The sequence below is a fragment of the Acidiplasma sp. MBA-1 genome (assembly GCF_000949015.1).
Lineage (GTDB): Archaea > Thermoplasmatota > Thermoplasmata > Thermoplasmatales > Thermoplasmataceae > Acidiplasma > Acidiplasma aeolicum.
Genome location: NZ_JYHS01000001.1, coordinates 43,725 through 68,585, shown reverse-complemented (window position 1 = coordinate 68,585; position 24,861 = coordinate 43,725). Strand labels below are relative to the sequence as shown.

Below are 24,861 nucleotides of genomic sequence, written 5' to 3'. Positions count from 1 at the left end.
GCCATATATTCAGATCGTTTCTAGGCGTCATTTCATGTGGGCTGGTACTTAAAATATGCTTTATTGGTTATAAACCATCTGAAATAGAGCATAGGCCAATTTCTTCAATTTTAGGTTACATGAAGTTGCAGTTAACCTTATTAGCAAATACATAATATAATAAACATGGTAGATTACATTCCTCCAAAGTTTAACGAAAATGCTTTCAATTGCCCACATTGTGGAGTTTATGCCCATCAGGAATGGTTTTCTGGTGTCGGCTATGGAAATCTTGCCCGTCAATATATGGGTGATATTGTTGACGTTGTAGGTATCAAGGGGGAACTTGCTGGAATGAGTGTGTCTGTATGCTCACATTGCCATAAGGAAGTTATTTGGCTTAATGAAAACATCTTATTGCCAAGAAATTTGCCAGTCCCCCCGCCACCTGAGGGCACACCATTAGAAGTAAAAAATATCTATATAGAAGCAGGGAAGGTTCTTAACGATTCACCAAGAGCATCTGGGGCGTTAATGAGGTTAGCCCTTGAATTATTACTTCGGAATATTAAGAACAATAACTTACCGTTAGATGACAATATCAAGAAATTAGTAGAATCAGGCATTCCTGAACAACTTACAAAGGCACTTTCAATACTTAGAGTAAATGGCAACGATATAATGCATACTGGTGAAATTAAAATTTTAGAAAATAAGGATGATGTGCTGTATTTATTCAATATCTTCAATATGATTGTCGAAGACCTTATTACATGGCCTAAAAAACTTAATGAATTTTACAAAAAAATACCTGAGTCAAAGCGAAAGGAAATTGAAAAGAATCCAAGTAAGGATAGGAATTGATATCAACTCTTATTCATTTCATTCCTGAATTTGTTTAACAATTCTGGATCCTTTAATATTTCCTCCAAGACATTCTCAATTAATTTAGACTTAAATGATTCGGGTGCATTCTCTATCATCTTCTTTGCCATTCCTGGTATTATATTAGATTTCTCTATTTTATCCTCTATTTCTTTTTCCTTGCTCTCATATTCTAAGGCCAGTTTCTCATCTAATGGAAGCCAGCAGTTATGGCAGTATTTGGCATCCTCTGGATTCAATGCATTGCACCTCGGGCATTTCTTCGGCATTGGCTCTATTATTTTATTCTCATCTATTTTAATGCCATAGGCCTTTAAAATTGCATTGTCCTGGTCCCTCATTGATAAATGTATATATGTCCTGGTCTGCCTTGACCCATGAACCCATCCCATCTGTGATTCCAATGGTGCCTCTGCAACCTTTGATGCCAGAATTGTTGCCCTGGTATGCCTGAATAGATGCGGATATATCCTTCTTTTTATTCCAGACCTTCTCTTTGCCTTCAATATCATGGACCTGACCTCATCATAGCCCATCCTCTCATTGTTTTTCATTATGAAAAGCCATGAATCAGGATCCTTTAATGGATGGTCATTCAGGTACTCTTTTAGATAATATATTGAATTGCCTATAATCCTGACCTCCCTAAATCCTGTTTTTCCTGTAACAGATATAATTGCACCATAATCATCGAATCTTAAATCCTTTATCCTCATTGTAAGCAATTCAGAGATCCTGCATCCAGAATCATATAACAATGATATTAACGCCCTGTCCCTTGAATTCCTGCAACCATTTATTAATTTTATTTCCTCATCTTTGGTAATTAATGATTCGGGCTTTATTTCATGTGATGGATGGGAATTAAATTTAATCCATTCAACGCATTCTGGATATGTCTTATTATTTCCAAGAAGCCATTTATAGAACTTTTTTAATGTTACATAGTATGATTCTATTGAATTATCTGATGGCCTATGCTCATCAGATCCACCCCATTTAACCCTGGAATTCATTATATTCGATATTACCATTTTAATATCCTTTTTATCAGGGTTTAAAAACCTGTCATTAAGCATTAAGGCTATTTTCCTTAACCTTATTATATAGGCATATTTCCTGCCGTCAGATATTCCTGAAAATGTTAAGTCATCTATGAATTCCTTTATTTTCTCCTTTGATTCTTTGTTTATTTTTATGCTATCAATTTTCTTGATCTCTCTTTGAAGGTAAAATGTATAATCCATATATGATAAAATGCATCGGATCAATATAATGATTTGCATGTGCATTGAGTATTTTACTGTATGCACGTCCTCTGCATGATTATGACTATTCTATGTATAATTAAATATGCTCTGTTTTTATTGTATAATATCTAATGGTTGGTTTTCAAAAAATGAGAATGTTCTCATTTTTAATATTATTATTTTTTAAATTTGATAATTTAAAAAAACTTTTATTTTATAATAAAATAACATTACAGTGAGAAGGGGATTTTTAGCGATTGGAATTATAGTCATGTCGTTTAACTCATTATACCAGTATTCATGGAATGTTTTTGAGCCACTTCTTAAAACTGGATTTAATGTCAGTATTGTTTATATTCAGGTGGCGTTTACACTCTTTGCCATATTCTCCACCGGGTTTCAGGGCATTGGCGGATACTTTGCCGATAAAAATGGCCCCAGAAATATTGGAATAATATCTGCAATACTTTCTGCAGTGGGATTTATTGGAACTTCACTTATAAATAATATCTTTTTATTTTATTTATTATGGTCTCTTGGAAGTATAGGTGAGGGTATTTTATATGGCATCTCAACAAACCTTGCAGTTAAATGGTTTAAGGGGAAGCGCGGTTTTGCTGTGGGATTTGTTTCTCTTGGTTTTGGCATGGGAGCAGCAGTAGCAAATATATTTATAGCAAAGGCAGTAACCTTCAGAACCCCAATGCTAATTATAGGAATTGCTGAGATTGTAATACTTCCATTGTTAATGTCAATTGCAAAGTATCCGGAATCTAAAGAATTAAGCGGTGAGAAAACATCCAAAAATTTGAGGAATAAAAAATTCTGGATTTTGTATGTATCATTTATACTTGGTGGTGTACCCCTTTTAGTAATATCCGCATCCTTTGGGTATATTGGAAAAAATCTTCCTTTATATGAGTTTACACTTCTGGTTTCCCTATTTCCACTGCTAAGTGGCATAAGCAGGCCCATACTTGGTTATATTTCAGATTATATCGGCAGAATTAAGTCGGTTTTTATTATAGATATATTTTTAACCGCCGGATCTATATTTTTGATTTTAAAAATATATGCAATATCAATAATACTCATTGGTTTCTTCGGAGGCTCAATGATATCAATGTATTTTTCACTTGTTGGCGATATATTTGGATCAAGATTTTCAACGGCCAATAACGGGGTTTTTTATACAGGTAAGGCAATTTCAGGTTTTATTGGCAGTACATTATTTGCTGCAATCTTTATATTATACCGCGATAAGTCATTCTATTTTGTATTAATTTCGAGTTTATTTGCGATTTTATTCTTAATATTATCAATGAGAAAAGAAAATAAAGGTTATAGATCAGGACAACAACAGGAGGTCAAATAAATAAATCGCTTAATATTAAGCATATGATTTTTTATAAATGTGCCTGTGCACGTTTTATGGAATTTATGCCCATGAAAATTTCTGTGGCTGAATATAAAATAAACCTGTGTGCAATTATAAGCATTGTCAATAATCCTGAATGCTTATTACCCTGGCATGAGGGGACTAAAAATTAGATGGATCATACCAGATATCCAAGAAGGAGACCAAGAAGCGGTGAAACAATCCACGTGATTATAATTATGAAGAATGACTTCATGTAAATACCCTTAAATTTGTATGAGATTCCAACCCCAAAAACGCTTGATGTCAGCGTCTGTGTGTTTGATAATGGAATTGAAAAAATGGTTGCTATTTCAACCAGTGCAGAGGATACAACAAGGGAAACAAGGGCATTTGAATATCGCATAAGATACATTTCCTCACCAACCCTTTTTATAACACCACGGCTTAAAAAAAAGCTGCCCAAAAATATGGCCACCGCCATTATAATTACTGTAATAAGATTGAAACCCTCAACGTTTGCTATGAAGCCTAATGTATTTGCACCAAGTGTAAATGCTGTTAAAAATGAGGAGATTATTATTAAAATCTTGAGTGTGGCCGCCACCCGCCAAACATTCTTATAATCCCTGTCAAAAATAGATTTCTCGGTAATATATGAAACTATTATTGATAATACCGGTGCAAGTATCCAGAACATAATCATTAAAATTACAAAATTGTAATTTACTGAGTAATCAATTCTTAGATCTATGCCTATTGCTGTTCCTGCAAGTGCCATTGTCAATGATAACGGTGCCCTACCGATGGTTGCAAGGAAAAATATTATGAACGATACCAGAAATGCATATGAAATATAAAAGTATGAATGCGGAATCAATGAAATTGCCGCACCTTTAAGAAATCTGCCCTCAAGCGCCAGACCAGCAAAAAATCCCAAAGAACCAATCAGTGTTCCATAAAACCTTGAGACGATTCTTGACCCTATTAATGTGCCAACAGCCGCTGAGAGATTATTACCTGAAACAAGAAGGGTTAGCAAAAACGTGAGTATTAATGAAATTATTAAAAAAATCAAGATGTCACCGATAACATTATGGTAAATACAAGATCTGATATATCCTCACAGTCATCCAAAAGATCATCCAGTTTGTGTGCAAGGGTATTTAAATGTTCAAAGACCAGATATGAAATTTTATTTGAATTTTTATATATGTAATCGATTATTGAATCCTTTATTTCGTCCACATTCTCCTCTATCTTTTCAATGTTTTTCCTATCCTCACGCATCCTTGATAGGTCCGTCTCATTTAATATGTTTTTGACATACCCCAGTGCCTCCTCATTATTGTTTAATATTGATATGAATTTGTTATATGAAAAATCCACAATATTTCTTTCATCCTTGTTAAGTTCATAGTTTTTGTTGAATCTGTTTATTTCCCTGCTTGAGTAGTACATCTTATCAAGGATGTCATCACATTTTTCTATTAAGGCAAGCATGTTATCCATCAGGCTTGAGCTTATTGCCCCGCTTGTAACCTCATGCCTGAAGTTAATATTCATTTCATCCCCTTCCTTTTCCTTGTCCCTTATAAAATTATTGTACTTATCAATATCAACTGGTGCATTTTTCAGCATTAAAATTAAATTCTGTGTGCTTTCAATACCTATTTCAGGGAACCTTGATAACCTTGAAAGAAGGCTTTTTTCTCCAACAACAAGAAGTCTTTTTAAAAAATTATAATTAACCATGACAAATTAATTAAAAAGTATTATATATATTTTATAAAAAATTTATTATGCCCTGCTCATATTGCTTAATGACGTGATCTCTGAGATGTTTTCAATTCCGTACCTTTTTACCTTTTCAATGTCCACGCCATTCTTTCTGGCAATCTTTTCAACAACCTTTAGCATCAGTTCCCCACCGGCTGAAATTATTGTGCCTGTTCCAACCCTGGCTATTGGGTTCCCGTGTGTATTCCTGAATCCATCCCTGATTGCCATTTTTGCAAGATGCCTGTATGATGCGTAGTATACACCAAGCTGTACAGGGTTCAACATTGTGCTTAAGTCTCTGGATTTAATCCTTCCCAGGGGTACATTAACCAGCGGTGTAACTGTAAACTCAAATGGCCTGCCATCGACATATGAATTGCTCAGCCTGTTAATCATTGCTATGGAATCCCAGTTATCCTCATCGGTTTCCTGTTCCTGACCAACCTGTATTGTGAATGCTGACCTCCAGTAATACTTTGTTTCGTTGTAAACACCCTCCCAAACAATTTCTGAGAAGGATCCATCCGGGCCGATTCTCAATGGCATGGTCTTATTGGGCATATGCTTTAATGCAAGTGCATCACTGCCTGTTTCAACACCGGTCTGTATGCCTATCCAGTTGTCAGGGCCTGCCCTTATAACCTCGCTTATTTTTCTTATTAAATCAGGGTATGCTGCAGGTATCGATATTCTTCCATGCGTTGGGTTTGTTGTTTCAATGCCCTTTATATTCATTATCATTTTAAACATATCAAGAAGTGCATCCTCATTTGGTGTGAACATTTTCTCATGCTTGTATTCGAATATCTCATCGGTATGAAGCCAGGCATTGGTAAATCCACCCTTAACGTTAACCTCAATCTCTCTTTTTATTTTATCCAGTGGATAATACCTTAATGGCCTTAATGTAACCTCACAGAAATCGCAACCAACACCACAGCCCCTCATTATTTCTACCATTCCCTTCATTGAAGGCCTGACTATATCAGGTATGTCCTCAAGTGACGGATATGCCCTTTCCGCAAAGCCACGTGCTATAAATAGATCATCATTCTTTAGAACCTTTCTGAATTTATCATCGTAGGTCATATAGCCCTGGAAGAACATTTTTTTATCTATATTGCCCTCGGATATCTGTCTGAAAAGCTCTGATACGGTATCATCCATTTCTCCCTGAACTATGTAGTCAAAATGGTATTTTTCTATCTCATCCCTTAATATTGTGAATTCCCAGACACCGGGACCGCCAACAACAAGCTTTGCCTTCTTCCCCTGTCTGACCTTATTTACCTTTTCAAGAAGGGCGTCCCATTCCCTCCTTACCCATGAATCCAGCCCACCACCAAACAGAGCTGTGTATGACATTGTTGTTGGCCCTATTCCAAGCGGATCCATTGTTGTAATTCCTATTATTTCCGTATCATCGGTAATAAAATTGGCAAGATAATCCTCATGGGCCACTGCTACGTCCTTTCTTGGGTTGTCCCTTAGAAGGGCGGCCTCTATTTTTCTAAGTGCATATGGGGCATATTTAAGCTCCCCATTGGGCAGCGCTTCTGGTGCTGGACCCTTTAAAAATCTGTAAATTTTCCCCGGTATTTTATTTCCGGGTGCACATGGCAAAAAATCTAACAATGGGAAATTTCGGTATTCATATGCAAGTGTACTATCCGAGATCAACACATATTTTGTCATATAGTGAATCTTATATTTATATGGTTAATAAACGTTTTCATGTCAGACATTTTTAAAATTAACAAATATATAATAATAATTATTAAAATATTTCAATATAGTATTTTATTAAAAATATATGCCGAATAATAGATGTTTTTAAAGAAAAATGCATCCTTTTCAATTCCAGAAATTTCAAAGCGATTTTTAAGAAGAACATTAATTGATGGTATATTATTAACCAAAACTTTTGTGTAAAGGGTGTGCATGCCAAAATATGTTTTGGCCACATTTGAAACAAGGCCGACTGCAGCTGTTGCAATTCCCCGGTTTCTATATTTTTTGCCGATCCAGTACCCAATATGAGCCCTGTTATTTAAATAATCAATATCCTTTAGGCCAATAACACCGGCTATCCGCCCATTAAAATATATATAAAGATCCAGCGAAAATATCTCACCACCCATTTCCCTTTCCTGGTCTATAAAAAATAATGCATCCTCCTCTGTATAAGGATATGGAAAGCTGTGGCTCATTAAATTAAACCCAAGATCATTTTCATTGGCCATTTCAACAAAGTCATGCAAAGAATTAATGTCAAAATTATTGGTTATGAATACATTATTATCCAAAAAAAATTCAAATTTTTCCATGCAATCCCATAATAAATGGTTATAAATAATTTTTTTAGGCATGTTGACATTATAATAAATGGATTGTGGTATAGACGAGGCAGGCCGTGGTCCTGTTATAGGCCCAATGGTTATGGCAATTTTATGTTCTGATGAATCGATTAAAAGTCTTGGTGTCAGGGATTCAAAACAGCTTTCACCATTTCAAAGAAATAAATTATTCGAAGATTTAAAAAATATGGAAAATAATTATGTGATTATACAGCCATATGAAATAGATAATTACGTTAAAAAAAATCAGTTGAATATCCTTGAATTAAAATATGCCATTTATTTAATTGACTCTGTTAAATGTGAGAATATTTATGTTGATGCCTTCGATGTAAATGAGATAAGGCTTGAAGATGAGCTTAAAAGAAGAACCGGGAAAAATATTACATGCAGGCATAAGGCGGATTCAATATACCCTGTTGTATCAGGTGCTTCCATAATAGCCAAGGTTATTAGGGACTCAGAAATAGAAAAACTCCATAAAATATACGGTAACTTTGGATCTGGATATCCTTCAGATCCAAGAACCATAAATTTTCTAAAAAATGCAATCGAAAATCACATGGATATTGATGGTATAGTAAGGAAGGAGTGGAAAACATATAAAAATTTATTAAATAAAAAACTTTAGCCATTTGATTGATACTTTTATAAATATAATGTATACATAAAAATAATTATAATACTAATACCTTTAGATTTAATGAAGGTATCTGCAGTTATTCCCACAATCAACGAGGAAAAATCAATTGGCAATGTTATTGATGGCCTGAAATGTATTGATGGCATAGAAATAATAGTTGTGGATACCAATTCAACCGATAAAACAAGGGAAATAGCTGCATCTAAAGGGGCGAGGGTGATAGAGGAACATAGAAAGGGCTATGGGCGGGCATATAAAACAGGCATTAAGGCGGCCTCGGGTGATATTATAGTATGCCTTGACGGTGATAATACATATCCAACAGACATTATAAAGCCATTAATAGACATTTTAATCCTGGATAAGGTTAATTTTATTTCCTGTGATAGGATGACGCTTAGAACGCAGCATAGCTATACGTCACTGCATTTCATAGGTAATTTGGTACTTAACTTTACCCTTGCTGTTCTTTTCAAATTTCATTTAAACGATTCACAGAGTGGCATGTGGATATTTTATAAGTCATTTTATAATAAAATGAATAATTTAAGTGATTACATGGCATTTTCAGAGGATATCAAAATTGAGGCTGTAAAGCATGGAAAATTAATAGAGGTGCCAATATTATATGGCCAAAGAATAACAAAGCCAAAGCTTAAAACATGGCGCGATGGGTTTAAAAATCTGTTTCATTTAATTATAAAAAGAATACAGAATTAAACCTGTAATGTTTTCTTTCTTGATATTATTTCAGTATCAGGGGGTTTTGTTTTTTTAATTATTAATAGTCCTGAGGTAACAATGATGGCGGCAATGAAAAAATCCGCCGGATATCCTATATCAAATGCGATAAAGCCAGAAATTCCAGATCCGATAATCTGTCCAATGCCATTAAATGAATTGTACAGTCCTATAACCCTTCCACGAATAACCGGATCCGACATGTTTGATATACTGGTTACCTCACTTAAACCAATAAAACTCCAGATGCCACCCATAATTCCATAAACCAGAATAAACAGAGCCAGATATAATATACTGTTAATTACAAAGAATGATACAATTCCCATTAAAATAAAAATAAAAATACGTATTAATACTGAATATGAAAGCATTTTATTTGATCCAACATAATTAATATACCTGCTTGCAGGTATATATGTGCTTGCTGACATAAGGCTGTTTAGGAGATACATTATGTAAACATCTGCATTGGTTGCATTGAATTCACGGATCATGAATACAGGGTAGGGTATAAAAAACATCTGGAAACCAATCATAAAAATAAGCGCGGTTATTAGGTAATTTTTCAAAAATCTTGGAACCTTATAACCAGCAGACCTTTCAGGTATGTGCAGTATATGTGTTGGAAAATATCTGATTCTTTCTATAACCCTTACCGTATATAAATACCAGAGCCTTTCCCTCTTTAAATTTGTCTTTCCCTCCTTTAGGAAAAATAATGATACAATACCTGAAATTAGATATGCAAAGGCTGCAATAACATAAAGATACTTTATAATGGATGTGCCAAAACCTGTATCATAAAATAATACAAATACGCCTATGCCAAGGCCTATTACAGTACCCACCGCGCTGTAACTGTTAAACCTTGCCATTATTTTTGACCACAATGATTTCTCTGAGTTTTCCAGAATTAATAGTGTTGAAACCGGCACAGATGCCATTGCTATTAGCTGAAATATAACAAGCATTAAAACATATTCTGGTATGCTTTTAACCATAAAGACAATTAACAATGATAGGAATGAACCAAAAAATCCAATTAAAATAAAAATTTTCCTTTTTTTAAATTTATCAGACAGATCTCCCCACATTATAAGTGCCGGTACAGATGCCATGGATGATATTGATGTTACAAGCCCGACAAAAACCACATTGCTGTGCAGGTAAACAACAATAAAAAGCGGTATTAACGGCATGGTGAGACCTGCGCCTATATTTGAAAATATGTAACCAAGAAACCATTTATTATCCGTGCAATCACTTAAATTCCCTTAAGTGCTTTGATATATATTTATTTTATTGCTAAACCATTTCAGATAATTATAATATAAAAATGCAACTTTAATATTAAATTAAAATTTATTAATGATTATAACGGTAGAGACCCATCAGGTGCTACTTTCTTCCAGTCATCAAGAAATCTGGATAGACCCTCATCAGTCTTTGGATGCATTGCCAGTTTCTTAATTACATCAAACGGTATTGTTATTGCATCAGCGCCTATTAATGCTGCACGGAGTACATGAACTGGATTTCTAACAGATGCAACAAGAATTTCCGTTTTAAACCCATAATTGGAAAATACTGTTTTAATCTGGTTTATAATTGACATACCGTCCTCAGCAATATCATCAAGGCGCCCAACAAATGGAGAGACATAGGCTGCGCCGTTCCTGGCTGCAAGAAGGGCCTGAACTGTATTAAAAATCAGGGTTGTATTTACCGGTATATTTTTTTGCCTGAGAATCTTCATTGCCTTTAAACCCTCAAGTGTCATTGGTATTTTTATGACAGCATTGGACCCTAGGTTATGCAATTTAACTGCCTGTTCAACCATATCCTCAGATTTTGTGCCAACAACCTCAAGGCTGACAGGCCCATTCACTGTTTTAAGTATTTCAGATGCAATGTCAATAAATTTTTTGCCATCCTTCTGGGCCTTTGATATCAGTGTGGGATTTGTTGTTACACCATCTATCAGACCGTAATCATTTGCCTCCCTAATCTCATTTATATCCGCAGTATCTATAAAGATCTTCATTTAAATTCCTCCCTGTAAAAATTTTCTGTTATTTTTTCGATATCGCTTATTCCTATATGAAAGTAATCAAACAGTTCCATACCCTTTCCGCTCTTACCAAAAATATCTGGCATGCCTATTCTTTTAACCGGAACCGGATATTCCTCTGAAACAATTTCAGAGACCCTTGAACCAAGGCCGTTATATATTGAGTGCTCCTCCGCCGTAACTATTTTTCCTGTATCCCTTGCCGCCTTAATTATTGCATCCCTGTCTATTGGTTTTATGGATGACATATTTATAACCCTGGCATCGATATTCTTTGATTTTAAAGCCTCGGCAGCCTTTAATGCAAATGATACCATTATGCCATAGGCCATAATTGTTATATCATTTCCATCCCTAAATGTAACTGATTTTCCCTCCTTGAATTCATAGGATTCTTCGTTTAATACTGGAAATTTTTCCCTTGTTAATCTAACATAGTAGGGGTTCTTCTTTTTGACTGCAAGATAATCAATAACCCTCCTGGTTTCTATGGAATCAACAGGGACAATAACCTTCATATTTGGAAGGCCTGACATTATACCAACATCCTCAAGAATCTGGTGTGTTGGGCCATCCTCACCAAGTGATATGCCGGCATGTGTGACCACAAAATTAACAGGAACCTCGTTGTAACATACAGACTGCCTTATTACATTATAGGTATTGCTCAGAAAAACAGCAAATGTGGATGCAAAAACTGTTTTGCCCGCGAGTGATAAACCTGCAGCAGCTGTTACCATGGACTGTTCTGCTATGCCCATGTTGTAAAATCTTTCCGGAAATTTTTTTCCGAATATATCTGTTTTTGTTGAACTTGAGAGGTCTGCATCAAGAACCACTATATCACGATTTTTCTCGCCCAGTGAGGCGAGCTCCTCGCCGTATGCTTCCCTTAAACTTTCCAATATTTCTGTTTTCTGCATATTACATTGCCTCTATATCATTTAATGCCCTAATATATTCCTCTTCATTTTTGGGTGGTGCCCCATGGTATTTAGGATTATTTTCCATATAGCTAACGCCCTTTCCCTTAACCGTATTTGCCACGATCATGGTTGGCCTGTTTTTTACAGATTTTGCGGTTTCTATGGCGTTTATTATCTCATTGAAATCGTGGCCGTTAATTATTATTGTATTCCATCCAAATGCCCTGGCCTTTTCAGATATATCACCAAGCGGCATAATATTTTCAGTGAAACCATCCAGCTGTATCATATTTCTATCAACTATAGCAGTTAGATTATCAAGATGGTATTTGGATGCTGCGAGCATGGATTCCCATATATTTCCCTCCTCCATCTCGCCGTCGCCTAGGATTGCATAGATCCTCTTTGGGTTGTGATCAAGTTTTGCAGCCAGTGCAAATCCAATTGCAACACCAAGCCCCTGACCCAGTGAGCCTGTTGATGATTCCACACCGGGTATGCCACGATGGACATGCCCCTCTAAATCTGAATTTTTATTTCTGAATCCAGAGAGAAGATCTTCAGAAAAGTATCCACGAAGTGATAATACGGCATAAAGCGCCGGAGATGCATGCCCCTTGCTCATTACAAGTATGTCCCTGTTTGGGTCTGATGGGTTTTTCGGGTCTATGTTCATCTCCTTAAAATATAAAACTGTAAGCACATCTGTAATGCTTAATGATCCTCCAGGATGTCCACTCTTGGCAGTGTAGACCATTTCAATTATTTTCTTTCTTACCTCCTTGGCAAGAGGTTTTAAATCATTTAATGAATATGCTTCCATCTTATGTCAATATAATATATATTAAAGATTTAAATATCTTTCTTTATATCAGTTACTATAAAATTTAAAATAAAAACTTATTTATTAACATTATATTACTTTCTATGATTAAGAAGGGAAGAAATCTTTATATTGCGGATACCGCAGTAATTATTGGTGATGTCACTCTTGGGGATAATGTTACCATTATGGATTCTGCGGTTATTAGAGGCGATGAAAATTCAATAATTATAGGTGATAATTCCAATGTTCAGGACAACGCTACAATTCATGTGAATAACACATACGGCGTCAGAATTGGTAAAAATGTTTCCGTAGGGCATAATGCTGTGGTTCATGGTGCTGTTGTTGATGACAATGTAATTATAGGCATGGGGGCCATAATTTTAAATAATGCACATATTAAAAAAGGCTCGGTGGTGGCTGCAGGAACAGTTGTCCTTGAAAATTTCGAATCCGAGGAGAATTCCCTGATAACTGGAATTCCAGGAAGTGTTAAAAAAATAGACCCAAAATATGGTGAAATGGCATACAAAAATTCTCTTGAATATTTAAAACTGAATCAGCAGTACAGGTCTGGAACATTTGAGAGAATTAAAGGAAACGGAAATGAATAAAATCTTAAATGGATTTATCTCTGCAATATCGTTTTTTACTGTAATCCCCTTTAAGGGCAGTTACGAAATAAATTATTATACAGTATTATTTATAAGTGCAGTCGGAATTATAACAGGAGCTATAGCGGGCATAATTTTTTATCTTATAAGCAACTATAGCAGTTTAATAGCTGCAGCATTTTCCATTTCATTTATTTTGTTAATATATGGATTTAATCACCTTGATGCACTTGCAGATTTTGGTGATTCACTAATGGCACGTGGAAACGCAGAAAAACGGCAGCAGGTAATAAAGGACAGGTACACAGGATCAGGAGGTTTTGGACTTGTATTTGTAATATATTTAATGAGCGTGGCATTATTGTCATATTTTCATGGTTACTATGGTTTTCTTGCAATAATTTACGCTGAGGTATCCTCAAGATTTATAATGGTTTTTTCTCTTTATAAAACCAAAGCTTTTGGAAGCGGTCTCGGGAAAACGTTTACCTCGATAATTTCTGATAATAAGATTATAATAATAATTAATTTTTTACCTGTTTTAATAATTTCAATATTTGATGTTTATTATATTTTGGCTTTTTTTATAGTTTTTTTAATTATGCATCTATTAAAAAGACAGATAATAAATCTATATGATGGCATAAATGGTGATATAGCAGGCAGCCTTGGAGAAATAGGCAGGTTTTTAATGTATTTCATGCTGTTTATATTTTTAATTTTAAAGATAAAACTAATGCTTTAACTTTAATTTGCTTGAGATAAGCTGATCATATTTAATTGTATATTTAATTTTCTTATTCCTAATTTCATGGGCAACCTTTTCTGTTATTTCCTCTATTTCTTCAGAGGGGGTATTCCTGTAAATTGTTAGCTCGGTTCTGTTCTGCGGAAAAATCATCCTAAATTTTGAGTTCTCCCTTCTGTAACCAAATGGCTTTTTATTTTTTCTGATCTCTTCCATGTTAAGCTCCAGAAGAATATCATCGAACTGCTTTTCCTCTGCATTGACCTTAGATTCACTTTCAACTATATCCCAGATGTCTGGAAAATATTTTTCAAGGTCTTTCCATTGAAAACCTTCCTCAAAAATTATATGCCCACTGTAATTTTTCACATTATGTTATTAATATATAATACATTAATTTTTCTTATTATTTGGACCCATATTGGGTATGATTGATGAAAAAATTCCATTTAACTAGAGATTTATTATAAATTTCTTATAATAATTATTCGTTATTATGCTATACCAATTCTTAATGTTATTTAAAACCATTTATAATATTCCTTCAAACTATTATGATTATTATTACAATAATGCTGATAATATTCTATAATTTCTGTATATTCCAAGCATGGAAAATTGTGAAGATATATTTCAAGCTTCTGGAAAATTCAAAAATTTAATATTTTTATTAGGCTAATCAAAATGTGTTTATTATAATTATATTCAAAATACGTGGTCATCCATATATAATACCTGCATGCAAAAAATATTACAATAATTCTGATATTTAACAATAAATAAATTTATGTTTTAGCCATGGTTTCAATTGCTTTTCTTTCCTCTCTTCCACGGGAAAATGATAGAATTGCACCGATCAAGGTTATCACCATTGAAACGTATAATGAATAATGTATTCCTGCCATGAAGGATAATGATACACCACCAACAAGCTTGCCAACCCCTGCAAACACCTCAAACGCAACACTTCTGGGTACACTTAAGCTTGCTATGGATATTGATATCACAAAGCTGCCAAGCATACCTATATTGGCTAAGGTTCGTAAAAATCCAGATGACATGCCGTAAAGCTCCTTAGGCGAATTTGCCATTACTGCACTGTTATTTGCAGGATAAAACATTGATGAACCAGTCCCTGTAATTGCAGATGCAATTAGTATTATATAAAGTGAGGAATTTACAGTTAATGTTGTATAAATTAGAATGGACACAGCCATCATTAGAAGTCCTACAGTTGCCGGTATTCTTGAGCCTATCCGATCTGCAAGCTTTCCGAAATATGGTCCCAAAACGCTGCCTATTAAATATCCGGGGAGCAATAATAATGCGCTGTCAAACGGTGTTAACCCGCGTATCCCCTGCAGGTACATTATAATTATAAAAACAACAGCCAGAAATCCCAAACTCTGGAAAAATGATGCAAACAATGAATATGACAAAATCTTAATTCTAAATACCTTTAATGGCAATAAAGGTTTTTTAACCCTTGTTTCTATATATATCATGAACATTACCATAACTATGCCAATACCGATTAAAACCATATTAAATGTTCTTATTCCATATGTTGATATATCCACTGCGGCATATGATATAAGTATTAAGGCAGAACCAAGGGATGCCATTCCAGGAAGATCGAGCTTATTACTTACAGGTTCACTCCTGTTAATGTATTTAATTCCATAATATATGGCAAATATTCCTATCGGGACATTTATATAAAATATATATCTCCAACCAATAAAAGTTGTGATTATTCCACCAAGAACAATTCCAAGCATTGCACCTGCATTATATCCCACTGATGTATATCCATAAACCCTGCCACGTTTATTCGGCTGAAAGTTATCCGCTATAATTGCCCCACTGTTTGACTGCACCATGGCAGTTCCAATTCCCTGTATTAGCCTAAAGGATATTAGTTCATCAATATTTGCTGATGCTCCGCATAGTGCAGAACCTATTGTAAATATAGAAATTCCTAAAATAAAAATATTTTTTCTTGCAATAATGTCCCCAAGCCTTCCAAGCTGTGTTGTTCCAACTGCGATTACAAGTAAATAAATTAAAATAATCCATATTGAGGCTGATAACTCTGTTTTTAAATTATCGGTTATTGTTGGAAGTGCAAGCAGTACAATTGTGGAATCAACTGCCCCCATAAGAACTGCAAGTAGAAGTGAAATAATCAGCCGGGAATATTTATCCATAATTAAAAAATATATTATAGTATTAAAATATTTAGTAATAAACAGATATGATAAAGTTCTAAGATTATTTTAGAATATATTTTCTAAGTTTTTCCCTGTTTTTAGAATTTGTAAAATTATTTTTAAATAGCAGCAGATACTAAAAGATGATATTATAATTTTTATAAAAAATTTATATAATATTTAATATTATATAATTATGGAAGCCACAGAGGGAAAAATAGAGGTTAAAATGGAAGATGATATAGAAATTATAAATATTGAAAATGAGGGAAAAAGGAATGCCTTATCAAAAAATGTATTAATTTTGCTTTACAATGAATTAAATAATGTTTCAAAGAATAAAAATATAAAAGTTATAATAATAAGATCAAATGGTCCTGTTTTCAGTTCTGGACACGATTTAAATGAAATACTTGCCGATACGGGAGAAGTTATGGATTTATTTAATGTATGTGGAAATATGATGAAGTTAATAAGGAAAATACCGCAAATAGTTATTGCATCTGTCCAGGGCATTGCAACGGCTGCAGGATGTCAGCTTGTTGCGGCATGTGATCTCGCAATATGTTCTGAATCTGCAAAATTTGCAACTCCAGGTATACAGGAGGGTTTATTCTGCAGCACCCCATCTGTTTATACAACGAGAAACATACCTTTAAAAAAAGCCACAGAGCTATTATTCACCGCCAATTATTTAAGTTCTGAAGAGGCTTTAATGTATGGTTTGGTAAATAGAATTGCAAAAGATGAGGATTTATATAAGGAAACAATAAAATTTGCAAAGGAAATAACAAGGTTTGATTTTAATGTAATAGCACTTGGAAAAAATGAACTGTACAAACAGCTAGAAATGAATACAGAAAATGCCTTGGATTTTGCAACAAATGTAATAGTTTATAACAGTACAATGAAAGAAGCGAAAGAGGGAATTAACAATTTTTTACATAGGAGGAAAAAAGAGAATCATATTTAAATAATTAAAATGGTAAATTATGCCGCTGCGAATATTATAATATTAATATGCATAAGCAATAAAATTAAATGTTGAAAAAATAGATACATGTAAGAATTCATTTCAGTACACTACAAAATTATAATGATTGCAGAATATTAGAGCGTTAAAAAATAGGTCAATCAAAATAATAAAGTGAAATTTATTCTGGAAGGAACGCATTAATGGCATCCACAAGGCTGTTCATTTCCATAAGCGCCTGTGAACCATACATTAAGGTTGTTATATATCCCACTTCCATTAGCTCCTTCCTGGTTGCACCGGCCTTAATTGCATTGTTAACATGATAAGATATGCACCATTCACATCTTGCTGCCATGCCGAGTGATAATGCAATAAATTCTTTTGTTTTTTGATCCAGTACACTGTTATCCATTGTTGCTGACATAAAACCAAAGAAGGCATTCTGGAATTTTGAATTATCCTTTCCGGTTTCTGCCATTATTCTGTTAACCTCATTTAATTTTTGTTTTGCATCCATAATAACTCATTACTGCATTTAAATAAAATATAATAATGTTGCTATTTGTGCATTTTTTGCACCTTATTTAATCCTAAGGCAGTAAAACCTCTGCCTTGTGTCGGAAAGGCATGTTGTGATATCTATCAGCCCATATTTATTAAGCGATTTGACGGAATAAAGGATGGTTCTTCTTGAAAGACCTGTTAGTTCCATAAGCTGGCACAATCTGGCAACCTTAATTTCCTCAAGAATTTTATATATCAATTTCGCTGATGGAGATAGTTCCGTAATAATGCCAGATTCCATACAACAAAATTTTAATTTCAATTAATTATATTTTGTAGTTAACTTATTGACAAATTTATATTAATAAAATTTGGTGACTTTAGAAATTATTATATCTGTTTCTGTAATATCAAAAGAATGGTAAATAGGATAAAGGTTGTGAATGACGTTGGGGAACTGGTAACAATATTCCATGCAGCTGATACCGACGTTAAGAGAAAACTTTTACTTGATTTATCCACCGGATGGATTACAATGCCTCAAATAGATGAAAAATATGGCGTTGAGGGAAAAAAGGCACTGCTTTACCTTGATAAGATTAAAATGGTGGAAAGTCAATGGATAACTGGTGATAAGGGACCAGAAAAAGCGTATCATACATATTATACCAATATACAGATAAATTTGATAGGTTCCATGCCAGATCTGGCTGATATAATATATGCAACAACATTAACCGAGAAAGAGCTTGAGGATTATGAAAATAAAATCAAGGCAATGATGGTTGATGGAGGGGTCTTTATCGGAACAGCCTCTGAAAATCTTAACATATCACAAACACTATTAAAGGGAATAATAAACAGATCCAGTGTTTTATATCTAAAGGGATACAGAATAGAAATGGAAAATAATGTTTAAAAATGAATTTAATTTATGCCTGTTTTATGTGAATTCAGATATGAAAATTATATTGGATATTTATAGAGTGTGATATAAATGGAATCAGAACATCACGGTTCTATTACAGTACTTAGGATAGGGCACAGGCCATTCAGGGATAAAAGGATAACAACCCATGTATCACTGGTTGCAAGGGCATTTGGTGCAGATAGAATAGTAATAGATGAAAAGGATGAACTCCTTGAGGAAAACATCAACAACGTTGTTTCAAGATTCGGTGGGGATTTTAAAATAAATTCTGGTGTTAACTGGAAAAAATATTTTAGAGATTTTAATGGGATTAGGTTAAATCTATCAATGTATGGTATTAATGTTGATGACAAAATAGAGGAGATAAGGGAAAAAACAAAAAACAGGGATATGATAGTTCTTGTTGGTGCAGAAAAAGTACCAATTGATGCATATTTAATTGCAGATTATAATATTGCCATAGCAAATCAGCCACATAGCGAGGTATCGGCCCTTGCCATCTTCCTTGACAGGTATTTTAACGGTAAGGAACTGCACAAGAATTTCAATGGAAAGCTTAATATTGTACCAATGGAACATGGTAAAATGGTAAAATATATACCAGATGAAAAGGAGGCTCTTCAGATCCTGTATGATAATAACGCCAGTGATAGGATAATAAGGCACGTAAAGAAGGTTTATGAACTTGCCATGGCCATATCAGGGTATACAAATGCAGACAGACGCCTTGTTGCAGCAGGATCATTACTTCATGACATAGGCAGAACAAAAACTAATGGTATCGACCATGCAGTTATTGGTGCACAGATTTTAAGGGATAAGAATATAGATGATAGAATTATTAACATTGTTGAACACCACACAGGTGCCGGGATTACCGCAGCAGAGGCTAAAAATCTGGGAATTCCAGAAAAGGATTACATTCCTGAAACTATTGAAGAAAAGATTGTGGCACAGGCAGATAATCTTGTTGCCAGTGACAGAATTATAAGCCTTGATAGGGTAATTCAAAATTATCATGAAAAGGGACTTTATGAAGCTGCCGAAAGAATAAAAATGCTTAATGATGAGCTATCAAAAATATGTGGAAGGGACATAGATGAAATTGCACGTGATGTTGATGATGCTGAAAAACAATAGTCTTAATTATTCACTGGCACTGTATTGAATTCCATTTATTTTTATCCTTCCATAAATATAACCTGATAGACCTGCCAGATTCCTTAAAAAATATATAGGGTTAATAATATTTTTTATTTCACTAAAATATTCCGCCCTTATATTTTTATGTTTGAATGAAAGCTGTGCCCTTCCATAACCATTCCAGTACGCCTGATTTATAAATCCTAGAAGGGTATCCCTGGCCTTATTATAAACAATACATTCCCTGCAGAATGCCCATCTTGCACCCGATTCAACCGCCCGTATATTTAAGTCAATATCCTCTGCAGTAATAAAACTCTGGTCGAAACCGCCCATCTTTAAAAAAAAATCCCTTGAATAGGTTAAATTTGCTGATGGGTGTGTAACCTCTATACCGTTATGATAAATTTTTAACCTTTCAGTACGGTACCATTTATTTCCGGAAGTGATTATGGTACCTGCAATTACATCGTATTTATATTTATACTTTCTAATATTTTTAATCCAGTCGGGAGAAGCTGTGGCATCGGCATCTATAAATGATACGTAATCATACCTTGCAGATTCAACACCTATATTTCTTCCACCGCCCCTGGAGGATCTGGCCTCTATTAATTTTATATTCTCAATTTTTTTTTCGTAGCTTCTTATTATATCTGCTGTGGAATCAATGCTATTGGAGTCAACAACAATTATTTCATAGGGTCTTTCCTGAATTATAAGTGAGTCCAGCAGGGCCCCTATGTTTCTTTCCTCGTTCAGGGTTGTAATTACTATAGATATTCCGTCCATGATATAAATTACCAGTCCATTCTCTGTGTTTCCCTTTCCTTCTTAGTATTTTTCTTGTATTCTTTATAATGTGCCTTGCATAAATGGTATTTTGTTTTATCCTCCTTAAATGAAAAAACCTTTCTGGCAAGGTCTGCAGGAACTGTCTGAAAGCTCTTTTCATTACAACCAGCAACATCACATATTTTTTCCATAAGGTATGATTTAAATAATATTTATAATGTTTCCTTTTTTTCAATGTTAATATATGAAAGCGCACCCCTTTTATGCAGAATTTCCGCAAATGTTTTGTTCAGGTATAAAATATCATTTTTATGCAGGTAATAATCACCATCAGGCTGGGCTATTGGGGGCAGATTTTCAAGTATTCTAACCAGTAGCAATTCATCCTTATTGCTTTTATTAACAACCGGGTTTTCAATTTTTTTGGCCTCTTCAATATTGTTTATGCCTTGTACCGGTTCCTCCTTATTAATAATTTCTTCCTCGGGTTTCTCTGTTTCTGACTCCCTGAACCTTTTTACATCTGCAAAATCTCGATAATAATCTCTGAGTTTTAATGATATTTCATTTATAATATTTTTTTCCTCCGGTGTCATGTTTTCTGTTATATCATCAGTAATGTCATAAACGGAATACCTTGCAATTTTCTCAAATCTAACCTGGAAAAATGCCCTGAAATTTTTCTTTAAATCATCTATTAATTTCGTTATCTCCATATATTTTTTAATGTCTGTATCCGCCAGAACTGAGTTTTTTTCATCCTCAAGCTCCAAAAGAATTTCATGTATATCCTTATAAAAATTTGGATTGATTTTATTTAATTTTTTCATTTTTCTCTCAGAGAAGAGGTTTGATTTTAATTCCTCAAGTATTTTATCATATTTGCTTATATTAATCATAACACTTAGTGTAATTATATTCTATTAAAATATTTACTGATTTTTATTTTATATAATTCTCATGGCATTATTCAAGAAAGAAATCTTTTTTATAGAATTTATATGGTATTTCATTGAAAATTCTAAATAATATATCCTCATAATTATCATAAATATTTTTAATCATTTCTGCCCTTTTGGGCACAGAGTATGGAGGTATAACCTTATCTGGCTTTTCAATCTGATCTGTATAATCCGACTCTAAAAGGAAATCTTTTTTTGATTCAACACCAGCCCTTGTATTCTGCCTTGAGGCAACAAGGGATTTTAGAATGCTATTATCAATGGAGAGGTCCTGGGGGTTTGCATGGTGCTTTAACACCCTGTCTGTTCTATAATATTTTCTGGCCAAATTTTCCAGTTTTTTATATTTATTCTGATCCATATCCTCGGTGTGCATTATTAATGGTATATCATAATCCCTGCATTTCTCCATGGCATATATCAGAATTTTTTCAGAATCCTCATAAATATAATTATCCACGTTAAAATGCGGGTACCCAATTTCACCCAGTGCATCTGCCTTACCATCATTTATCAATTTAACAGCAATATCAATACCGTTCTTCATTTCATCCACTGGATTCAGTTCTTTTTGCTGGAAATGGAGATAATCTGCGGGATATGGACCAAGTGTTATTATAATATTAATACCAAGATTCCTTATACTTTTTCCAACCCTTAAAGTTTTTTCATACAAATCAATATAATGATTTTTGCCATACGTACCCTCAGGGAAATTTACAAGGTTAAATGATGCCCCACCTGCATTTTTAAAGCTCTTAACAGCCTCCAGAAAATGGCCCTCAGGTCTGATATGCATAAAATTATCGAAGGGTGACACATGCATGAATTGATTATTAAAAGCCACTATTTTTTATTTTCAATATATTTGATTTTAAATAAGTTTTATTTCTTTCAGTCAAAATTTAAATAAATCATTGAAATATATAATAAGCATCATTATAATGGTGTCGCGGGAAATATAAGAAAAACTTATAATTGATTAAAATAATTAAGGAAGAGGTGAATAAATGCAGCAAGGTCAGATGGCCTATGATAGGGCTATTACAGTATTTTCTCCAGACGGGAGATTATTTCAGGTAGAGTATGCAAGAGAGGCAGTAAAAAAAGGTTCCACAGCATTGGGTATTAAATTCAAGGATGGAGTAGTCCTGCTTTCAGAAAAAAAGATAAGAAGCAGGCTGGTTGAAAAAAATTCACTTGAAAAAATACAGTTGATTGATGATTATGTTGCCACAGTGACATCCGGTCTTGTTGCGGATGCAAGGGTTCTTATAGATTTTGCAAGGATTGGTGCCCAGCAGGAAAAGGTTACCTATGGATCATTAACAAATATAGAGAACCTTGTAAAAAAGGTTGCAGACCAGATGCAGCAGTATACACAGTATGGTGGTGTTAGGCCGTATGGTGTGTCAATTATTTTTGCGGGAACCGATACAATTGGACCAAGATTATTTGACTGCGACCCTGCAGGTACAATAAACGAGTATAAGTCGGTTGCAATAGGTGCCGGAAAGGATGCTGTGACAGAGTATATAGAAAAGGAGTACAAGGATAATATGTCTCTTGATGAGGCAATAAAAATGGGTATAGCAGCCCTGAAGGCAGCAGTTACAGACGATTCTTCCATGAAGGAACCTGAAATAGCCTCAATAAAGGTTGGGGAAAAGTTCCATGTTTACAGCGCGGAAGAGGTATCCAAATATTTAAATTAAAATGTAATTTTAAAATTATTTTTAATAAATTTTCATTAAATAAATTAATTTATACTAGATTAAAATACGTTATAGGTTTAAATGATATCCGTAATTCTCGGTCTTCAGTTTGGTGATGAGGGTAAGGGCAAGATAACCGATTTTTTAAGCGGTTCATATGACGATGTCGTGAGATTTAATGGCGGCGCAAACGCCGGGCATACCGTTGTAATATCTGGAAAAAAATATAAGTTCCATTTAATACCATCCGGTGCACTTCAGGCAAAAACAGTAATACTGGGGAATGGCATGGTTATAGACCCTGATGAATTATTATCAGAGATTAAAATATTAAAGGATTCAAATAGGGATATAAATATTAAAATAAGCATGAACGCCCATGTTGTAACAGAAATGCATAAATGCCTTGACAAAAAGGAGGAATCCGTCAGATCAAAATTAAATATAGGCACCACATCCATGGGAATAGGCCCAACATATGAGGATAAATATGCAAGAACCGGAATAAGGATTATTGATCTTTCTGATATAAATATAATAAAACAAAAAATTGAAACCATTTATAAAATGAAAAGGGAACTTTTAAGGGATTCAAAATTTAATGATGAGAATGAAAGGGATAAACTTGCAATGAACCTTTATAATCTGGGCACGGAAATAATAAAATATGTGGATTATACCGAGGAGCTAATAAATAATGAATATAAAACTGGAAAAAACATACTTTTTGAGGGCGCACAGGGTGGCATGCTTGATATTGATTTTGGCATTTACCCATTTGTCACATCCTCAAATACAATATCCGGTGCACTATCTGCAGGGTCTGGTTTCTCTTTTAGAAAGGTTAACAAGGTCATTGGTGTTTTTAAGGCATATCAATCAAAGGTTGGTTCAGGCCCGTTTCCAACGGAGATATTAAATGATTCAACATTAAGGGATCTTGGAAATGAGTATGGAACAACAACTGGCAGGCCTAGAAGGGTTGGATGGCTGGATATACCATTGTTAAAATACACGTCCATGCTTAATGATGTGGACTGCCTTGCAATAACAAAAACAGATATACTTGGGAAGCTTAAAAAAATAAAAGTTGCCACATCATATATTTTGAATGGCAGGGAAATTAATTATTATCCAAAAAACCTTTCTGACTTTGACAATATTGAGGTTAAATATGTGGAATTTGATGGCTGGGGGGATCTTGATGCTGAAAAAATAATAAACGAGGGTTATAATGCCCTGCCAGAAAATCTTAAAAAATATCTTGAGTTTATAGAGAATGAAACGGGAATAAAAATAGGCATTATATCACTTGGCGAGGATAGAAAAATGACACTTATAAAAGAAAATATTTAATTAATATAATGCAATTGTCTTTCACATTTTAATGATTTTTATTAAATCATTAATAGATAAAAA

28 protein-coding genes are annotated in these 24,861 nt (G+C 34.0%); 11 read left to right on the top strand and 17 right to left on the bottom strand.

What is annotated here, in order from left to right:
* Positions 1 to 165 precede the first annotated feature (165 nt).
* Positions 166 to 843 carry a DUF4145 domain-containing protein gene (locus TZ01_RS00350; RefSeq protein WP_048100834.1) on the top strand — a complete coding sequence of 226 codons (678 nt, stop codon included), beginning with the start codon at positions 166 to 168 and terminating at the stop codon, positions 841 to 843.
* A 2-nt stretch (positions 844 to 845) separates the two neighbouring features.
* Here TZ01_RS00350 and TZ01_RS00345 read toward each other — a convergent pair whose 3' ends face one another.
* Complete coding sequence (locus TZ01_RS00345; protein ID WP_048100833.1) at positions 846 to 2,111, bottom strand: site-specific integrase; 1,266 nt, start codon at positions 2,109 to 2,111, stop codon at positions 846 to 848.
* A 274-nt stretch (positions 2,112 to 2,385) separates the two neighbouring features.
* Here TZ01_RS00345 and TZ01_RS00340 point away from each other — a divergent pair, with 274 nt between their 5' ends.
* Entirely contained in the window at positions 2,386 to 3,489 is a 1,104-nt protein-coding gene (locus TZ01_RS00340) for an OFA family MFS transporter (protein WP_048100832.1), read from the top strand.
* Positions 3,490 to 3,670: 181 nt separating this feature from the next.
* Here the strand turns inward: TZ01_RS00340 and TZ01_RS00335 are convergent, their stop codons facing one another.
* The 4 genes from TZ01_RS00335 to TZ01_RS00320 form a co-directional block, all read right to left on the bottom strand.
* Entirely contained in the window at positions 3,671 to 4,570 is a 900-nt protein-coding gene (locus TZ01_RS00335; protein WP_048100831.1) for an inorganic phosphate transporter, read from the bottom strand.
* Positions 4,567 to 5,247 (bottom strand): DUF47 family protein, encoded by a 681-nt coding sequence (locus TZ01_RS00330; RefSeq protein WP_048100830.1) that lies wholly within the window; start codon positions 5,245 to 5,247, stop codon positions 4,567 to 4,569. The genes TZ01_RS00335 and TZ01_RS00330 overlap by 4 nt, the downstream gene beginning before the upstream one ends.
* Positions 5,248 to 5,292: 45 nt before the next feature.
* Positions 5,293 to 6,957, bottom strand: coding sequence for a radical SAM protein (locus tag TZ01_RS00325; RefSeq protein ID WP_231563383.1), 1,665 nt, complete (start codon positions 6,955 to 6,957; stop codon positions 5,293 to 5,295).
* 104 nt (positions 6,958 to 7,061) lie between these two features.
* Positions 7,062 to 7,601, bottom strand: coding sequence for a GNAT family N-acetyltransferase (locus TZ01_RS00320; RefSeq protein ID WP_052656648.1), 540 nt, complete (start codon positions 7,599 to 7,601; stop codon positions 7,062 to 7,064).
* A 58-nt stretch (positions 7,602 to 7,659) separates the two neighbouring features.
* Between TZ01_RS00320 and rnhB the strand changes: the two genes are divergently transcribed.
* Both rnhB and TZ01_RS00310 read left to right on the top strand, forming a co-directional pair.
* Positions 7,660 to 8,262, top strand: coding sequence for a ribonuclease HII (gene rnhB / locus TZ01_RS00315; RefSeq protein WP_048100828.1), 603 nt, complete (start codon positions 7,660 to 7,662; stop codon positions 8,260 to 8,262).
* 72 nt (positions 8,263 to 8,334) lie between these two features.
* Complete coding sequence (locus TZ01_RS00310) at positions 8,335 to 8,994, top strand: glycosyltransferase family 2 protein (protein WP_048100827.1); 660 nt, start codon at positions 8,335 to 8,337, stop codon at positions 8,992 to 8,994.
* On the opposite strand, the gene TZ01_RS00305 is transcribed toward TZ01_RS00310, so the two are convergent.
* The 4 genes from TZ01_RS00305 to TZ01_RS00290 form a co-directional block, all read right to left on the bottom strand.
* Complete coding sequence (locus TZ01_RS00305; RefSeq protein WP_255350861.1) at positions 8,991 to 10,247, bottom strand: MFS transporter; 1,257 nt, start codon at positions 10,245 to 10,247, stop codon at positions 8,991 to 8,993. The genes TZ01_RS00310 and TZ01_RS00305 overlap by 4 nt on opposite strands.
* Positions 10,248 to 10,390: 143 nt before the next feature.
* Entirely contained in the window at positions 10,391 to 11,062 is a 672-nt protein-coding gene (gene fsa / locus TZ01_RS00300) for a fructose-6-phosphate aldolase (RefSeq protein WP_048100825.1), read from the bottom strand.
* Positions 11,059 to 12,012 (bottom strand): transketolase family protein, encoded by a 954-nt coding sequence (locus TZ01_RS00295; protein ID WP_048100824.1) that lies wholly within the window; start codon positions 12,010 to 12,012, stop codon positions 11,059 to 11,061. The genes fsa and TZ01_RS00295 overlap by 4 nt, the downstream gene beginning before the upstream one ends.
* A 1-nt stretch (position 12,013) precedes the next feature.
* Positions 12,014 to 12,838 carry a transketolase gene (locus TZ01_RS00290; RefSeq protein WP_048100823.1) on the bottom strand — a complete coding sequence of 275 codons (825 nt, stop codon included), beginning with the start codon at positions 12,836 to 12,838 and terminating at the stop codon, positions 12,014 to 12,016.
* A 104-nt stretch (positions 12,839 to 12,942) separates the two neighbouring features.
* Between TZ01_RS00290 and TZ01_RS00285 the strand changes: the two genes are divergently transcribed.
* Together TZ01_RS00285 and cobS are read left to right on the top strand one after the other, a co-directional pair.
* The gene (locus TZ01_RS00285) at positions 12,943 to 13,455 is read left to right on the top strand and encodes a gamma carbonic anhydrase family protein (protein ID WP_048100822.1); all 513 of its coding nucleotides are present in this window, start codon (positions 12,943 to 12,945) and stop codon (positions 13,453 to 13,455) included.
* Positions 13,448 to 14,200: an adenosylcobinamide-GDP ribazoletransferase gene (gene cobS / locus TZ01_RS00280; RefSeq protein ID WP_048100821.1), complete on the top strand. Its 753-nt coding sequence runs from the start codon at positions 13,448 to 13,450 to the stop codon at positions 14,198 to 14,200. The genes TZ01_RS00285 and cobS overlap by 8 nt, the downstream gene beginning before the upstream one ends.
* On the opposite strand, the gene TZ01_RS00275 is transcribed toward cobS, so the two are convergent.
* Both TZ01_RS00275 and TZ01_RS00270 read right to left on the bottom strand, forming a co-directional pair.
* On the bottom strand, positions 14,189 to 14,572 hold the full coding sequence (locus TZ01_RS00275) for a hypothetical protein (protein ID WP_048100820.1): 384 nt from the start codon (positions 14,570 to 14,572) through the stop codon (positions 14,189 to 14,191). The genes cobS and TZ01_RS00275 overlap by 12 nt on opposite strands.
* 416 nt (positions 14,573 to 14,988) lie before the next feature.
* On the bottom strand, positions 14,989 to 16,413 hold the full coding sequence (locus TZ01_RS00270) for an MFS transporter (protein ID WP_048100819.1): 1,425 nt from the start codon (positions 16,411 to 16,413) through the stop codon (positions 14,989 to 14,991).
* A 199-nt stretch (positions 16,414 to 16,612) separates the two neighbouring features.
* Here TZ01_RS00270 and TZ01_RS00265 point away from each other — a divergent pair, with 199 nt between their 5' ends.
* Positions 16,613 to 17,389 (top strand): enoyl-CoA hydratase-related protein, encoded by a 777-nt coding sequence (locus TZ01_RS00265; protein ID WP_048100818.1) that lies wholly within the window; start codon positions 16,613 to 16,615, stop codon positions 17,387 to 17,389.
* A gap of 181 nt (positions 17,390 to 17,570) precedes the next feature.
* Here the strand turns inward: TZ01_RS00265 and TZ01_RS00260 are convergent, their stop codons facing one another.
* Both TZ01_RS00260 and TZ01_RS00255 read right to left on the bottom strand, forming a co-directional pair.
* Positions 17,571 to 17,909 carry a carboxymuconolactone decarboxylase family protein gene (locus TZ01_RS00260; RefSeq protein WP_048100817.1) on the bottom strand — a complete coding sequence of 113 codons (339 nt, stop codon included), beginning with the start codon at positions 17,907 to 17,909 and terminating at the stop codon, positions 17,571 to 17,573.
* A 63-nt stretch (positions 17,910 to 17,972) separates the two neighbouring features.
* Positions 17,973 to 18,197, bottom strand: coding sequence for a hypothetical protein (locus TZ01_RS00255; protein ID WP_048100816.1), 225 nt, complete (start codon positions 18,195 to 18,197; stop codon positions 17,973 to 17,975).
* Between the two features lie 117 nt (positions 18,198 to 18,314).
* Between TZ01_RS00255 and TZ01_RS00250 the strand changes: the two genes are divergently transcribed.
* The gene (locus tag TZ01_RS00250; RefSeq protein WP_048100815.1) at positions 18,315 to 18,815 is read left to right on the top strand and encodes an ArsR family transcriptional regulator; all 501 of its coding nucleotides are present in this window, start codon (positions 18,315 to 18,317) and stop codon (positions 18,813 to 18,815) included.
* A 78-nt stretch (positions 18,816 to 18,893) separates the two neighbouring features.
* Entirely contained in the window at positions 18,894 to 19,967 is a 1,074-nt protein-coding gene (locus TZ01_RS00245; RefSeq protein ID WP_048100814.1) for a tRNA (cytidine(56)-2'-O)-methyltransferase, read from the top strand.
* A 6-nt stretch (positions 19,968 to 19,973) separates the two neighbouring features.
* Here TZ01_RS00245 and TZ01_RS00240 read toward each other — a convergent pair whose 3' ends face one another.
* The 4 genes from TZ01_RS00240 to TZ01_RS00225 all read right to left on the bottom strand — a co-directional run bounded on the left by TZ01_RS00240 (position 19,974) and on the right by TZ01_RS00225 (position 22,553).
* Positions 19,974 to 20,762, bottom strand: a complete 789-nt coding sequence (locus TZ01_RS00240) for a glycosyltransferase (protein ID WP_048100813.1) — start codon at positions 20,760 to 20,762, stop codon at positions 19,974 to 19,976.
* 8 nt (positions 20,763 to 20,770) lie between these two features.
* Positions 20,771 to 20,956, bottom strand: a complete 186-nt coding sequence (locus TZ01_RS00235) for a hypothetical protein (protein WP_048100812.1) — start codon at positions 20,954 to 20,956, stop codon at positions 20,771 to 20,773.
* A gap of 21 nt (positions 20,957 to 20,977) precedes the next feature.
* On the bottom strand, positions 20,978 to 21,664 hold the full coding sequence (locus TZ01_RS00230) for a hypothetical protein (protein WP_048100811.1): 687 nt from the start codon (positions 21,662 to 21,664) through the stop codon (positions 20,978 to 20,980).
* Positions 21,665 to 21,731: 67 nt separating this feature from the next.
* A complete protein-coding gene (locus TZ01_RS00225) occupies positions 21,732 to 22,553 on the bottom strand; it encodes a TatD family hydrolase (RefSeq protein WP_048100810.1) in 822 nt (273 codons plus the stop codon).
* Positions 22,554 to 22,737: 184 nt separating this feature from the next.
* Between TZ01_RS00225 and psmA the strand changes: the two genes are divergently transcribed.
* Positions 22,738 to 23,442 (top strand): archaeal proteasome endopeptidase complex subunit alpha, encoded by a 705-nt coding sequence (gene psmA / locus TZ01_RS00220; RefSeq protein ID WP_048100809.1) that lies wholly within the window; start codon positions 22,738 to 22,740, stop codon positions 23,440 to 23,442.
* 81 nt (positions 23,443 to 23,523) lie between these two features.
* Entirely contained in the window at positions 23,524 to 24,798 is a 1,275-nt protein-coding gene (locus TZ01_RS00215; protein ID WP_048100808.1) for an adenylosuccinate synthase, read from the top strand.
* Positions 24,799 to 24,861: the final 63 nt, after the last annotated feature.